Source organism: Actinomadura opuntiae, from assembly GCF_030283205.1.
Lineage (GTDB): Bacteria > Actinomycetota > Actinomycetes > Streptosporangiales > Streptosporangiaceae > Spirillospora.
Map to the genome: position 1 here is coordinate 39,829 of NZ_JASNWF010000028.1, position 12,678 is coordinate 52,506.

Below are 12,678 nucleotides of genomic sequence, written 5' to 3' on the forward strand. Positions count from 1 at the left end.
GCAGGGCACCGGCGCGGCGCTGATCGCGCCAGGCGGCCAACGTGGGTGCGATCAACTTTCAGCGGGCCTGGGGCAGGTCGCTGGGGTAGCGCTGTTGGTGAGAGCCGTCTCGTCCTGCGTCCGTCGGCCCCGTCGGCCCCGTCGGCCTCGCCGGTGGGGCCGACGGGTTAGAGGTTCTGGATGGTGTTGGTGAGGTGGCGGAACTCGTTGCGGCTCAGGACGAGCATCGGGCCGTCCGGGTCCTTGCTGTCCCGAACCGCCACGACACCCGTCCCGTCCGCGACCTCGACACAATTGTCGTTCTCTGCCGTGCTCCGCGAAGCCTTCCGCCAGCCTGGCTCGGAGCCCGGCACCGCAGCGAGTTCGACGCAGGCGTCGCCCTCCTCGTGGCTGCGAAGCGTCTTGCGCCAGGCGTCCTCAGCGACCGATACGGACGCGACTTCGACGCAGTTGTCTCCTGACTCGTTGCTTCGCCGCGCCTTGCGCCAGACGACGTCACTCAACTCCACCACCTCGTCAATGCGGGAGAAGCCTTTATGTGCAGACTAGATGTTTTTGAGGGTCTCGGCCAGGTGCCGGAAGTCGCTGCGGCTCACGATGATTTTGGGGCCGTTGGGGTCCTTGCTGTCACGGACGGCGATCAAGCTAGTCACGGTGGCGACCTCGATGCATTGGTCTCCATCGTCATGGCTACGCGATGCCTTACGCCAGGTCGCGTTGCTCAGGTCCATCTGTCTTGCATCACCTTTCTGATGAGTGCGCGCGAGTCTTCTGTGTTGCATGATTTTACGTTCAAAGTATGTATCACTTCGCTCAACCTTGTAAGCTCTGATGGGTCGCGGCTTATCTCGCCTCCTGTGGCTTTGATGACGTAGGCGATCTCACTTCGATCGCTCTGGGTTGCTATTGTGAACGAAGCCCGTACGCCTCGGTAGTAGCCGGTCTTGGCGACCTGGAGAAATACTCCTTCTTGTTGTGATAGTTCTATTAGTCGCTCGAGTTGAGCGCGCATGATTTCCTTTGAGCCAACCTCGCGATACAGGACGCTTTCCTCCATCACTACGCTGATCATGGCTCTGGGACTCCTGGACAAAAGCTCCTGTCGGCGCATCCTCGTGGCTACGGCCTCATCATCTACAAGCAGTACACGAGCGTACGCCTCTGTCTGAAAGAGTCCATAAACGAGATAGTTCTCGTATACGCGGAGCTGATCCGCCCTCGCCTCGACCTTGGGGAAGGCGACGAAATGAGTTGGGTACCTGACCTGCTTGATCTGCTCGAGGAGGTCGTCCCAGGCTTCGACGATCCCTTCGTTGGCGTTGAGGACGTTGTCGAGGCGTTCGGCGAAGTCACGGCGGCACTTCGTTCGGCCGCATTCCACATGGCTGATGTAGGAGCGTGCGACGTTGACCAGTTGCGCTAGCTCATCTTGCTTCAGACTGCTCTCCTCGCGGAACCGCCTGACGACGGTGCCAAACCCCACTAGTTCCGGGTCGATCCTGGGCCTGGCGCTACTGCCTGCGGGCATGGCGGCTCTCCCTGTCGATGCTAGTAGCGCGCCATCGGTTGCTACTGGAATGCGGCTGTTCCGCTGCTCTCTCGTGAGAGTACGAGCTTCTGTGGCTCCATGGTGTTCGTTCGATGACAGAGAGTGATTTTGGGCGGGATCTTCCGGTTTGCGGGTGAGAGTCGTCCGAGGTCGCTGACGTTTGCGCTCGAAGGGCGTACACCGATGGCAGCAGCAGCATCCACACCGGAGTCACCGGCTCTCGTGCTCGCGCCGACCGACCAGGCGCCTCGGCATGCGCGCCTCTTCCTGGTGGAGCGGTTCCGGGAGCTGGGGATCGCGGAAACCTATGTCGGCCGCGTCGTGGTTACCGAACTGGTGACCAACAGCTACAAGCACGTGGGGTTCGGGCACATCGTCGTCCGCGTTCTGCCGGACGTGCGGGACGGCCTCGTGCGGATCGAGGTCTGGGACCAGGGCGCCGGGACGCCCGAGGTCCGTCCGGAGAACTACGAGGCGACCAGCGGGCGCGGGCTGCTGATGTTGGCGCAGCTCGTGCAGGACTGGGGCGTCCGGCCGCTCGTCGAGGAAGGGAAGGTCGTATGGGCGGCCTACGTCCCGTGAGGCCATGCGGGCTGGAGTGGCGCACCGGGCGTCGTGCCACCGCGACGCATCATCTCGATCTGCTCGCCGTCGCCGTCCTCGCGAAGGGCTACCGGTTCGTCAAGCTGTACCGCGCCGAGGAGTTGCCGGCACGGCCGCTGCTGTTGTGGGTGTTCGCGTTCGGGCGCGGGCACCGGCATGTGCGGGTGGCGGTCGGTGTTCGGGTCACGACCGGTGATGCGTGGGGCTACTACGTGGCCGGGCTCGGCGGACACCGCTTCCTCTCTCCGTGCGGGGACGTGGACGTGGCGGCCGCGCGGGTCGATGCCGTCCTGAAGCACCGCATGTTCCCGTCCACCTGGTGACCGGCGGTAGACGACCGTCGCGTCGGCATGGTGAGCATGCGTTCACTTGCGGCGAGTCGTCGTTATGGCGCGCCGTATAACGACGACTCGCCGCAACTCAACGAGCTTCCGCCTGGTGACTGCCGCAGGTCGCTGGGGGATCGTTGTGCTCCCGGACGCCCGATGTCGCGGCACGAGTTCCGTGCTCGCCCTGTCGTCCGGCCACCGGTTCGGGTTCCGGCTGGAGGCCGAAACCGATATCGGCTTGGCCGCTCGCCTTCCTCAATGTCTGCATCTGGCGAGGCCGGGGCGCTGGGTGCTGCTGCCGGGGTGGTTGGTCGAGGCGGGACGGCCGACCTCGCGCGGCGGACTGGGCGTCGGATGGTCCTGCCGGTTCGTGGACGGCTTACCGGGCGGCCGGTCGCCGAGAAGGGGTTCTTCGAGTTGGCGGTGGGTGGTGAAGAGGATTGTGGGGGCGTTCTGAGTCGCGGCTTTCTCGGTGTGGTCGGCCGGGTTTTCCACGGTTTTTGTGACCGGTTGTGGGCACCGGACGAGATTGGCGTTCTGAGGTGGGTGGCGGGTGTCTAGCGTTTCGCGCATGGTCGCGTTTCCGCATGAGTGGGCGTTGGTGGACGTGGAGACGTCCGGGTTCAGGTCCGTCCAGCACAGGGTGCTGTCGATCGCCGTGGCGACGGTCGGGAAGGACGGGAGGCCGGGGGAGGAGTTCTCGACCCTGCTCGATCCCGGATGCGATCCGGGGCCCTTCCATATTCATGGACTGACGGTCGATCGGTTGAAGGGGGCTCCGAAGTTCGGGGACGTCACCGGTCGGGTCGCGGAAATGCTCAAAGGGCGGGTTCTGGTGGCGCACAACGCGCCTTTCGACTATGGATTCCTCGCGCAGGAGTTCGGGCGGGCGGGGAAGAGCCTTCCGGTCGAGTCGAGGTTGTGCACGCTCGCGCTGAACCGGCGTCTGGCTCCGGCGACGTCCGATCTGAAGCTCGCCACCCTGGCCGCGCACTACGGCGTGCGGACGGGAAGGGCGCATGACGCCAGGGAGGACGTCCGGGCGCTCGCCGGGGTGCTGCGCGGGTCGCTCGACGAGGCGGCGAGGTTGGGGGTGCGGTTGCCGCTGGTGACGTGCCCGCCCAAGCAGGATGGGGTTTTCCGGCCGCCGTCCGGGCCGAAGGTTCGCTGTGCGTTCCGGTGTCCGGGGCGTCTGGAGGACGGGGCGCCGCTCGTTCAGGGGATGAAGGTCGCCATCACCGGTGAGACCGGTGTCGCGCGCGAGGAACTCGTCGCGCGGGCTGTGGCCGCGGGATTGAACGTCATGACGTCGGTGAGCAAGTTCACGAGTGTTCTCGTCACGAACGATGCGGGGTCCGGGACGGCCAAGGCCCGCAAGGCGCAGGAAAATGGTGTTCCCGTCATCGACGAGCGCGCATTTCTGCGGTTGCTCGATGGCGTGCGTCCCGGCATGCCGCACGGTGAATCTGCGCCTGTGACCCGGGCTCCGGCCCCGAAGAAAGAGGCCGTGCGGCCGTTGGACGGACGGCGGGTGCTCGTGCTCGGCGGAAGCCACCCGAAGGCGTCCAAGGCGCGGGGCCGGGTGGTAGAGCTGGGCGGCGCGGCGGCGATCAATCTGTCGGCGAGCGTCACCGATGTGATCGCGCTCGACACGGGCGACCGCCGCATGGAGCGGGTCGTGGAGTTGGAGCTGCCGGTGCACGAGGCGGTCTGGTTGGAGGCGCCCGAGCGAGAGCCGGTGCGCGAGGGCGCGCGGGTCCTGCCGCGCGGCGGTGCCGTCGACCTGCCGGAAGGCGGGCGGTGGACGGTCGAGGTGTCGTGGGTGCGGCATCCCTCGTGCGAGGTCGACGTGGTGGCGTTCGCGCTGGACGGGGACGGTCAGGTGGCGAGCGACGAGGACTTCGTCTTCTACAACGCCGCCGAGACGCCGGACGGGTCGGTGCGGCTGGTGGCCGACGGCCCGGCCGAGCAGGCGATCACCGTCGACCTCGACGGCCTGCCCGGCGCGGTCCGGACGGTCACCGTCGCCGCCGCGATCGACGGGACGGTGACGTTCGGGGACCTCGGCGCCGTCGAGCTCGTGGTCGGGCCGGACGACGCGGAGAGCGCCTTCGTCCAGGCGACCCTCGACGCCGGGACCAGCGAGCGGACGATGCTGCTCGCGGAGATCTACCGGCGCGGCGACGGCTGGCGCGTGCGGGTCGTCGGGCAGGGCCACGAGTTCGGCCTCGACGGCCTGGCGCGCGGCTTCGGGGTCGACGTGGACGCCTGAGTCAGCCGATCACGAAGGGCAGCTTCGCGGCGAGGTCGCCCAGCCCGGCCTTCTCCGCGTCCGAAGGGGCGCGGCGGCCGGTGCCGACCAGCAGGGCGTCCTTGTCGGAGAGCGTGGCGGGGAACGGCGTCCCGGCGATCCTCTCCAGCAGGGCGCGGGCCGCCGCGAGGGGCTCGGCGGGCGGTTCGGGAGCCGACGGCAGGTGCGCGATCAGGTCGAGGTGGTGCAGCGTCCATTCGAGCACGTACGCGGACAGGTAGTCGCCGGCGGTCAGGACCTTGTCCTGGGTGGCGACGCGGGCGGCGGGGTCGGCGAGCCGGGCGGCGCGTCCGGCGGCGGAGCCGACGTCGTCGAGGTGGAACTTCAGCAGCCGCGGCTCCCCGTACGCGGCGGCCAGCCGGGGGATCAGCGCGTCGAGCGGGTCGTCGCCGGTCGGCGGCTCGACGAGGCTCCAGTAGGTCGCGGCGTCCGCGGTCGGTTCGGTGTCGGCGGGCGTGACCAGGGTGATCAGGACGTCCTGGGCGTCGATGACCAGGTGGCAGACGAGGTCCCGGACGAGCCAGCCGGCGCAGCCGGAGGGCCGCGCGAAGTCCTCGTCGGGAAGATCGGCGACGGCCGCGAGCAGCGCCGCCCATGAGCGCGAGAAGTGATCCACTGCGGCACGGTAGGCCGGAACGGCCCCCGCGGACAACCGCATTGAGGAGCCCGCGCGCCGCCCAGGCCAGGGCAGGTTCACGGGACGGAGGGTGAGGATTTGGTGGACGTTTCGGACATCCGACAGCTGACCGGGTAGACCTGCATTCGTGCAGGTGAGTTATGTGAGCGAGGCGACGCCGGGGCGGCCCAACGAGGACTTCGTCGCGGCGGGCCCGGGGTGGGTCGTGCTGCTGGACGGGGCGACGGCGCCGCCGGGGGTGGACAGCGGCTGCGCGCACGACCCGGCGTGGCTGGTGCGGCGGCTCGGCGGGCAGATCGCGGCGCGGATGGCGCTGGAGGACGGCAAGCCGCTGCCGGACCTGGTCGCCGAGGCGATCAAGGTGACGGGCGAGGCGCACACCGGGACGTGCGACCTGGGGAACCCCGACAGCCCGTCCGCGACCGTGTCGCTGCTGCGCCGGCGCGGCGGGGCGGTCGAGTGGTTCGTGCTGGCGGACTCGCCGATCGTCCTGGACCTGGGGGAGGTCCGGGTGATCCGCGACGACCGGGTCGACCGGCTGCCGAGCTACACCCTCGACGCCGTCCGAAAGTCGCGCAACAGCCCCGGTGGGTTCTGGGTGGCGAGCACCAAGCCGGAGGCGGCGTACGAGGGGCTGACCGGCGAGGTGCCGGTCGACGGGCTGCGGCGCGCGGCGGTGCTGAGCGACGGCGCGTCCCGGCTGGTCGAGCGGTTCGGACGGCTGGACTGGGACGGCCTGCTGCGGCTGCTGGACGAGGAGGGGCCGCGCGAGCTGGTCAGGCGGACCAGGACCGCGGAGGAGTCGGAGGCCTTCGCGCGAGGCAAGCGGTACGACGACGCCACCGCGGTCCTGGTGCGGTTCTAGACCGGCCACCGCGCGAGCGCGCTACCTGACCGGCGGGTGAAGCCGGAGGCGAGCCCCGCCGGGAAGCTCGCGAAGCGAGGTCGCGCTCGCTCAAGCACGGTCAGGGGCCGAGCCGCCAGGCGAGGCCCCGGGGCCGGGGTCGTGAATGCACCGCCACCATCCGGCGAGGTCCTCGGGCAGGTGCATGCCGTCGACGCGCAGGGTCGCGGGCATCAGCGGGAAGCGCCGTCCGGCCGGGAAGGTGCGCTCGTAGGACGGCGGGTCGAGGACGACGACGCGGGTCCCGTTGACGGCGGGGACGTCGGCGGGCACGCCCTCGTTGTAGATCCACTCGCCGCGGGCGTCCACGAGGTTCCACGGGCTGGACACGATCGGCCGGCCGGGCGGGACGTCGGCGTCCAGGAAGCACGCGACGATCTCGGGGGCGGGCGGGGTGCCGGGCATGCCGCCGGGACGTCCGATGAGAGCGCCGGCGAGCAGGGTGTGCAGCTGGAAGTTGTCGCCGATGCCGCCGATGGTGACCGTCCAGCCGTGCCGGGTGGCACGGTCCAGCACGAGGATGCGCTCGCCGTCCAGGACCCGCAGAAGCGCCTGGACGTGGTCCATGTGCGGCAGGTACTGGGCGGCCTTCCCGGCGGCGAACGCCCGGAAGTCGCGGTCGTCCAGGCCCGCGCGGGTGGACGGCGACATCTGGAGGACGGTGCTGCCCGCCATCGCGAACTGCGGCAGCGCGAACCACGACATCATCGCCGTCACAGTGCCGTCGCCGAGCACCGGGCTGACGGTGTCGAAGACCTGCTGGGAGGGCTGCTCCTCCTGCATGTCGGGCGGCTTGCCGCCGGTGGCCTCCTCCCAGGCGTTGCCGAACGCCAGGGCCGCCGCGGTCGCCTCGGTGAGCCGGTGCACGAGGGCGGGGCCGACCGGGGCGGGGTCGGCGCCGGACTCGATCCACGCGCCGGACACCACGGCGAGCCATCCGCCGAGGTTGACGGGCGCTTCGGCGATGCCCTCGGCCATCCGGGGCAGCGCCGCGCTCTTCGCGGCGGAGGGAGCCGACTGCGACTCCTGCATGAGCCGGGGTAGGAGGTCGCCGAAGGACCGGTCCTCGACGAGCGCCGCGCGGACGATCTCGTCGACGAGTTGCTGGAAGGCCGTATCCATGAACGATCACCCTGGCACAGCCGGGGGCGCCGCGCGGGCATCTTGGAATCTGATTCTAGAATGGGACCCATGGAGTCACAGGATTTCGCCGACGTGCTCAAGGCCGTCCGCAGCTTCGTCCGCGACGAGGTCGTCCCGCGCGAGGAGGAGATCGAGGAGACCGACGAGATCCCGGAGCCGCTGCGGCGGACGTCCCGGGACATGGGCCTGTTCGGGTACGCGCTGCCCGAGGAGTACGGCGGGCTCGGCCTGTCGCTGAGCGAGGAGGTCCGGCTCGTCTTCGAGCTCGGCTACACCAGCCCCGCGTTCCGCTCGATGTTCGGCACCAGCAACGGCATCGCCGGGCAGGTCCTGGTGCACTCCGGGACCGAGGAGCAGAAGTCCGCCTGGCTGCCGCGGCTGGCGTCCGGCGAGATCGTCGGCGCGTTCGCGCTCACCGAGGCCGAGGCCGGCTCCGACCCGAGCACGCTGTCCACCTCGGCCGTCCGCGACGGCGACGACTACGTCGTCAACGGCGCCAAGCGGTTCATCACCAACGCCCCCGAGGCCGACGTCTTCATGGTCTTCGCCCGGACGGGCGGCACCGGCTCCCGCGGCATCTCCACCTTCCTCGTCGAGAGCGGCACCGCCGGGCTCAGCGTCGGCCCCGCCGACCAGAAGATGGGCCAGCGCGGCGCGCACACCGCCGAGGTGTTCTTCAACGACGTCCGCGTCCCCGCGAGCGCGATGGTCGGGCCGGAGGGCACCGGGTTCCGCACCGCCATGGCGTCCCTCGCGCACGGGCGCCTCAGCATCGCCGCCCTCTGCGTCGGCCTCGCCCAGCGCATCCTGGACGACACCGTCGAGTACGCCAAGACCCGCAGCCAGGGCGGCAGCACCATCGGCGAGTACCAGCTCATCCAGGGCCTCATCGCCGACTCGCAGGCCGAGCTGTACGCCGGACGCGCCATGGTCCTGGAGGCCGCCCGCGCCTACGACGCCGGCGAGGACACCAAGCTCGGCCCGTCCTGCGCCAAGTACTTCTGCTCCGAGATGGTCGGACGCGTCGCCGACCGCGGCGTCCAGGTCTTCGGCGGAATGGGCTACATGCGCGGCGTCTCCGTCGAACGGTTCTTCCGGGACGTGCGGCTGTTCCGCATCTACGAGGGCACCAGCCAGATCCAGCAGCTCGTCATCGCCCGCAGTCTGCTGCGCTGACCTGCGGAGACGCCTGCCGGCGGCGGCCGGGGCAATCCAGTTCGCGCGCGGTCCCGAGTCCGTGTATCGTTTTCCCTGCGCGAACGACGCAAGCCCCTTTAGCTCAGTCGGCAGAGCGTCTCCATGGTAAGGAGAAGGTCTACGGTTCGATTCCGTAAAGGGGCTCCACGGCACCACGGCCGCCATCCGAACGATCGGACGGCGGCCTTTGTCGTCCTCGGGCCGGGCGCCGGGAAAGGGCCCGCGGGCGGGACCTCCCGCCGCGCCGGGACAGGCCGCCGCGGACCGATTCGCTCGAAACCGGGCCCTGTGATACCGTCCCACCGGTTCCAGCAGGGCGTTCGCCAGACCACCCACCTCCACCGGGTACCCTGGAGAACGGCCCGCGGGGCCGCGGAACGCCCATTCCCCGATCATGGTCCGGGAATTCGCGTTCCCAGGGTCAGGTGAGCATCCGGTATCCTTGCAATCCGGTCCACACCGACCAGCGCGGCGGGGTAGCTCAGTCAGGCAGAGCAAGCGGCTCATAATCGCTGTGTCGCCGGTTCAAGTCCGGCCCTCGCTACTACCCATCTCCCTCACCCCCACGCGGGGGTGAGGCGGGCTGGGTCGAATCGCCGGCCACCCTCCGGGGGCGGCCGGGATGCGTAGTCCATGTTCCTAGCTCAGAAAGGCACTCCATCGTGGCTGCCACCGACGTACGGCCGAAGATCACGCTGGCCTGCCAGGAGTGCAAGCACCGCAACTACATCACGCGGAAGAACCGGCGCAACGACCCGGACCGCCTCGAGATCAAGAAGTACTGCCCCAACTGCCGCACCCACCGCCCGCACCGCGAAACCCGCTAGCGAGGGTCCGGACGGGAAGTACTGCCCCGCTGCGCTACCACGGGGCCGGCACCCACCGCCCGCACCGCGAAACCCGCTAACCACAGGGTTCTCCGCCGCCCGGCAGGGGCGCGGCAGCAGCACGGCAGAACCGCTGGTCATCGGCGCTCAGCGGCCGCGACCGCGACGGACTTCTTGGCGCTTGCCCTTACCGTTCAGCCCGTTTCCCGCGAGCGAGACCCGCGGGGGACGGGCTGAACGTCATTCTGTTACGGTCCGTCGAGACGTTGTAAGTGTGCTCGGACGGGCGCGCCGCCGCCGCGCGACCCCGCCGGGACCTGGAGGGACGGACTGCATGGCCATCAACCGCGACTTCATCGGGCGGAGCTTCCCGCCCAGCGAGCCGTACGAGGTCAGCCGCGTGAAGATCCGCGAGTTCGCGGACGCCATCGGCGACCGCAACCCGATCTACCGCGACCGCGAGGCCGCGAAGGCGGCGGGCCACCCCGACGTCATCGCGCCGCCGACGTTCCCGATCGTGGTGTCGCTCGGCAACGCCGCCCTCGCGGACAAGGACCTCAACCTCAACTACGCGATGGTCGTGCACGGCGAGCAGCGCTTCGAGTACACCCGCCCGATGCGCGCCGGCGACGTGGTGACCTGCACCTCGACCGTCACCGAGATCAAGTCGATCGGCAACAACGAGAAGATGGTCGTCGAGACGGACGTCAAGACCGTCGAGGGCGAGCTCATCTGCAAGACCTACAACACGATCGTCGAGCGGGGGGCCTGATGACCGCGAAGGTGAACTACGCAGACGTCGAGGTCGGCACCGAGATCCCCGCGCAGACCTACCCGGTCGACCGCGCGAACCTGGTGATGTACGCGGGCGCGTCCGGCGACTTCAACCCGATCCACTGGCGGGAGAGCTTCGCCAAGGCCGTCGGGCTGCCGGACGTGATCGCGCACGGCATGTTCACGATGGCGCAGGGCGGCCGGTTCGTCACCGACTGGGCCGGGGATCCGGGAGCCGTGGTGGACTACGGGGTACGGTTCTCCTCGCCGGTCGTGGTGCCCGACGAGGGCGGCGCGACCCTGGAGATCAGCGGCAAGGTGGAGGAGAAGCTCGACGACAACAAGGTCGTCGTGGCGCTCACCGCCAGGTCGAACGACCAGAAGGTCCTCACGCGCGCCAAGGCCGTCGTCCGGCTCGCCTGAGGGCGCGCCGGGAGCCGCGCACCGGCCGGGCGTCCGGCCGGTGCGGACGTGCACGTTCGGGGAGGGGACAGGGCTGTGGCGGTGTTCGCGGAAGAGGTGAACCTGGCCGGGTACACCACGTTGCGGCTGGGCGGTCCGGCGCGGCGCTTCGTCGAGGCGACGTCGGAGGAGGAGTTGGTCGCGGCGGTCCGCAAGGCCGACGACGCGGGCGAGCCGGTGCTGGTGCTCGGCGGCGGCAGCAACCTCGTGGTGTCGGACGACGGCTTCCCCGGGACCGTGGTGCACGTCGGGGCGCGCGGCGTCGAGCGCACGGCGGGGGAGGGCGACACCGTCCTGCTCCGGGTGCGGGCCGGTGAGGACTGGGACCCGTTCGTCGCGCGCTGCGTCTCGGACGGGCTGGCCGGCGTCGAGTGCCTGTCCGGCATCCCGGGACGGGTCGGCGCCACCCCGATCCAGAACGTCGGCGCGTACGGGCAGGACGTCAGCCAGACGATCGTCGAGGTCCGCGCGTACGACCGTCGGGCGCGCGGCTGCGTCACCTTCGACCGCGACGCGTGCCGCTTCACCTACCGGCACAGCGTGTTCAAGGGCGACGACCGGTACGTCGTGCTCGACGTGACGTACGCGCTGCGCGAGACCGAGGAGTCGCAGCCGATCGCGTACGCGGAGCTGGCGCGGCGCCTCGGCGTGCAGCCGGGCGAGCGGGTGTCGCTGAAGGAGGCGCGCGACGCCGTCCTGGAGCTGCGCCGCGGCAAGGGCATGGTCCTGGACCCCGCCGACCCCGACTCGCGCAGCGCCGGCTCGTTCTTCACCAACCCGATCCTGACCCCCGAGCAGCTCGCCGGCCTGGAGCTGCGCGTCGCCGAGCGGCTCGGCCCGGACGCGGCCTTCCCCCGCTACCCCGAGCCGGACGGGCGCACCAAGACCTCCGCCGCATGGCTGATCGACAAGGCGGGGTTCGCCAAGGGGCACGCGCTCGGCCCGGTGCGGATCTCCACCAAGCACACCCTCGCGCTGACGAACCCGGGCGGCGCGTCCACCGCCGACCTGCTGGCGCTGGCCCGCGAGGTCCGCGCGGGCGTCCGCGAGGCGTTCGGCGTCGAGCTGGTGAACGAGCCCGTCATGGTCGGCGTCTCGCTCTAGCGCCGGGCGCCGCTTTGACGTCCCTGGTAGGGGGCTTGATAGCCTGCACGCGTCGAGGGGGAGTAGTCCCAATCGCGTGATCGACATGCTGGCGCCGCAAGGCGGTGCCCGGTCGCGCGGGCCTTCGCAGGAGGCGGACGAGACCCTCGGCCCGGCAGTCATGCCGGGCCGAGGTCGTGCGCGCCCGAAACGGCTCCCCCCGCCCTCCGCCCGGCATCCGAGCGAGAGGGACCCGGTGGTCACCGCATTCATCATCAGCCTGGCCGTGATCTTCGTCGCGGAACTCGGCGACAAGAGCCAGCTCATGGCCATGACCTTCGCCACGCGCTTTCGCGCCATGCCCGTGCTGATCGGCATCACGGCCGCGACCGCGCTGGTGCACCTGGCGAGCGTGGTGGTCGGCGCGGTGCTCGGCGCCGCGCTGCCGACCCGGCCGATCTCGATCCTCGCGGGGGTGGCGTTCATCGGCTTCGCGCTGTGGACGCTGCGCGGCGACGAGCTGGACGACGAGGAGCGCGACCGGGCCCGCAAGGCGCGCGGCTCGGCGGTCCTGGCCGTCGGCACCGCGTTCTTCCTCGCCGAGCTGGGCGACAAGACCATGCTGGCGACGATCACCCTCGCCGCCGACCACGGCGGCTTCCTCGGGCTGACCGGCATCTGGCTCGGCTCGACGATCGGCATGGTCGCGGCGGACGCGCTGGCCATCGTGGTCGGGCAGCTGCTCGGCAAGCGGCTGCCCGAGCGGGTCATCAAGTACGGCGCGGCCGCCGGGTTCGCGATCTTCGGCGTGCTGCTGCTGGCCGAGGGGATCGTCGGCTGACCTCTTGACGAAGTTAGT

General features: G+C 70.1%; 15 protein-coding genes and 2 tRNA genes. 12 read left to right on the forward strand and 5 right to left on the reverse strand.

Annotated elements, in window-relative coordinates; all coding sequences use genetic code 11:
* Nucleotides 1–167: 167 nt before the first annotated feature.
* The 3 genes from QP089_RS48950 to QP089_RS42015 are packed head-to-tail and all read right to left on the reverse strand — an operon-like array spanning nucleotide 168 to nucleotide 1,528.
* The gene (locus QP089_RS48950; protein ID WP_353070677.1) at nucleotides 168–503 is read right to left on the reverse strand and encodes a DUF397 domain-containing protein; all 336 of its coding nucleotides are present in this window, start codon (nucleotides 501–503) and stop codon (nucleotides 168–170) included.
* A gap of 42 nt (nucleotides 504–545) precedes the next feature.
* Nucleotides 546–731, reverse strand: coding sequence for a DUF397 domain-containing protein (locus QP089_RS42010; protein WP_285920041.1), 186 nt, complete (start codon nucleotides 729–731; stop codon nucleotides 546–548).
* Entirely contained in the window at nucleotides 722–1,528 is an 807-nt protein-coding gene (locus tag QP089_RS42015; RefSeq protein ID WP_285920042.1) for a helix-turn-helix domain-containing protein, read from the reverse strand. The genes QP089_RS42010 and QP089_RS42015 overlap by 10 nt, the downstream gene beginning before the upstream one ends.
* A gap of 204 nt (nucleotides 1,529–1,732) precedes the next feature.
* Between QP089_RS42015 and QP089_RS42020 the strand changes: the two genes are divergently transcribed.
* The 3 genes from QP089_RS42020 to QP089_RS42030 all read left to right on the forward strand — a co-directional run bounded on the left by QP089_RS42020 (nucleotide 1,733) and on the right by QP089_RS42030 (nucleotide 4,753).
* Complete coding sequence (locus QP089_RS42020; protein ID WP_285920044.1) at nucleotides 1,733–2,131, forward strand: ATP-binding protein; 399 nt, start codon at nucleotides 1,733–1,735, stop codon at nucleotides 2,129–2,131.
* The gene (locus tag QP089_RS42025; protein WP_285920046.1) at nucleotides 2,128–2,475 is read left to right on the forward strand and encodes a hypothetical protein; all 348 of its coding nucleotides are present in this window, start codon (nucleotides 2,128–2,130) and stop codon (nucleotides 2,473–2,475) included. Before QP089_RS42020 ends, QP089_RS42025 begins: the two co-directional genes overlap by 4 nt.
* A gap of 577 nt (nucleotides 2,476–3,052) precedes the next feature.
* Entirely contained in the window at nucleotides 3,053–4,753 is a 1,701-nt protein-coding gene (locus QP089_RS42030) for a TerD family protein (protein ID WP_285920048.1), read from the forward strand.
* A 1-nt stretch (nucleotide 4,754) separates the two neighbouring features.
* On the opposite strand, the gene QP089_RS42035 is transcribed toward QP089_RS42030, so the two are convergent.
* Nucleotides 4,755–5,408: a maleylpyruvate isomerase N-terminal domain-containing protein gene (locus QP089_RS42035; RefSeq protein ID WP_285920049.1), complete on the reverse strand. Its 654-nt coding sequence runs from the start codon at nucleotides 5,406–5,408 to the stop codon at nucleotides 4,755–4,757.
* Nucleotides 5,409–5,571: 163 nt separating this feature from the next.
* Here QP089_RS42035 and QP089_RS42040 point away from each other — a divergent pair, with 163 nt between their 5' ends.
* Nucleotides 5,572–6,294: a protein phosphatase 2C domain-containing protein gene (locus QP089_RS42040; RefSeq protein ID WP_285920051.1), complete on the forward strand. Its 723-nt coding sequence runs from the start codon at nucleotides 5,572–5,574 to the stop codon at nucleotides 6,292–6,294.
* A gap of 90 nt (nucleotides 6,295–6,384) precedes the next feature.
* Here the strand turns inward: QP089_RS42040 and QP089_RS42045 are convergent, their stop codons facing one another.
* Nucleotides 6,385–7,455, reverse strand: coding sequence for a hypothetical protein (locus QP089_RS42045; RefSeq protein WP_285920053.1), 1,071 nt, complete (start codon nucleotides 7,453–7,455; stop codon nucleotides 6,385–6,387).
* 69 nt (nucleotides 7,456–7,524) lie between these two features.
* On the opposite strand from QP089_RS42045, the gene QP089_RS42050 reads away from it, so the two are divergent.
* The 8 genes from QP089_RS42050 to QP089_RS42085 all read left to right on the forward strand — a co-directional run bounded on the left by QP089_RS42050 (nucleotide 7,525) and on the right by QP089_RS42085 (nucleotide 12,660).
* The gene (locus QP089_RS42050; RefSeq protein WP_285920055.1) at nucleotides 7,525–8,652 is read left to right on the forward strand and encodes an acyl-CoA dehydrogenase family protein; all 1,128 of its coding nucleotides are present in this window, start codon (nucleotides 7,525–7,527) and stop codon (nucleotides 8,650–8,652) included.
* A gap of 92 nt (nucleotides 8,653–8,744) precedes the next feature.
* Nucleotides 8,745–8,820 (forward strand) — tRNA-Thr (locus QP089_RS42055).
* A gap of 323 nt (nucleotides 8,821–9,143) precedes the next feature.
* Nucleotides 9,144–9,217, forward strand: a tRNA-Met gene (locus QP089_RS42060).
* Between the two features lie 118 nt (nucleotides 9,218–9,335).
* Nucleotides 9,336–9,500 (forward strand): 50S ribosomal protein L33, encoded by a 165-nt coding sequence (rpmG, locus tag QP089_RS42065; protein WP_026404241.1) that lies wholly within the window; start codon nucleotides 9,336–9,338, stop codon nucleotides 9,498–9,500.
* 334 nt (nucleotides 9,501–9,834) lie between these two features.
* The gene (locus QP089_RS42070) at nucleotides 9,835–10,272 is read left to right on the forward strand and encodes a MaoC family dehydratase N-terminal domain-containing protein (protein WP_285920069.1); all 438 of its coding nucleotides are present in this window, start codon (nucleotides 9,835–9,837) and stop codon (nucleotides 10,270–10,272) included.
* Nucleotides 10,272–10,697 carry a MaoC family dehydratase gene (locus tag QP089_RS42075; RefSeq protein ID WP_285920071.1) on the forward strand — a complete coding sequence of 142 codons (426 nt, stop codon included), beginning with the start codon at nucleotides 10,272–10,274 and terminating at the stop codon, nucleotides 10,695–10,697. The genes QP089_RS42070 and QP089_RS42075 overlap by 1 nt, the downstream gene beginning before the upstream one ends.
* A 75-nt stretch (nucleotides 10,698–10,772) precedes the next feature.
* Nucleotides 10,773–11,840 (forward strand): UDP-N-acetylmuramate dehydrogenase, encoded by a 1,068-nt coding sequence (locus QP089_RS42080; RefSeq protein WP_285920073.1) that lies wholly within the window; start codon nucleotides 10,773–10,775, stop codon nucleotides 11,838–11,840.
* Between the two features lie 235 nt (nucleotides 11,841–12,075).
* Nucleotides 12,076–12,660: a TMEM165/GDT1 family protein gene (locus QP089_RS42085; protein ID WP_285920075.1), complete on the forward strand. Its 585-nt coding sequence runs from the start codon at nucleotides 12,076–12,078 to the stop codon at nucleotides 12,658–12,660.
* Nucleotides 12,661–12,678: the final 18 nt, after the last annotated feature.

Excerpts from the sequence above, each read along its gene's own strand:
- QP089_RS42075 (WP_285920071.1), top strand. The coding sequence starts at position 10,272 with ATGACCGCGAAGGTGAACTACGCAGACGTCGAGGTCGGCACCGAGATC.
- QP089_RS42030 (WP_285920048.1), top strand. The coding sequence starts at position 3,053 with ATGGTCGCGTTTCCGCATGAGTGGGCGTTGGTGGACGTGGAGACGTCC.
- QP089_RS42020 (WP_285920044.1), top strand. The coding sequence starts at position 1,733 with ATGGCAGCAGCAGCATCCACACCGGAGTCACCGGCTCTCGTGCTCGCG.
- QP089_RS42010 (WP_285920041.1), bottom strand. The coding sequence starts at position 731 with ATGGACCTGAGCAACGCGACCTGGCGTAAGGCATCGCGTAGCCATGAC.
- QP089_RS42015 (WP_285920042.1), bottom strand. The coding sequence starts at position 1,528 with ATGCCCGCAGGCAGTAGCGCCAGGCCCAGGATCGACCCGGAACTAGTG.
- QP089_RS42050 (WP_285920055.1), top strand. The coding sequence starts at position 7,525 with ATGGAGTCACAGGATTTCGCCGACGTGCTCAAGGCCGTCCGCAGCTTC.
- QP089_RS42045 (WP_285920053.1), bottom strand. The coding sequence starts at position 7,455 with ATGGATACGGCCTTCCAGCAACTCGTCGACGAGATCGTCCGCGCGGCG.
- QP089_RS42070 (WP_285920069.1), top strand. The coding sequence starts at position 9,835 with ATGGCCATCAACCGCGACTTCATCGGGCGGAGCTTCCCGCCCAGCGAG.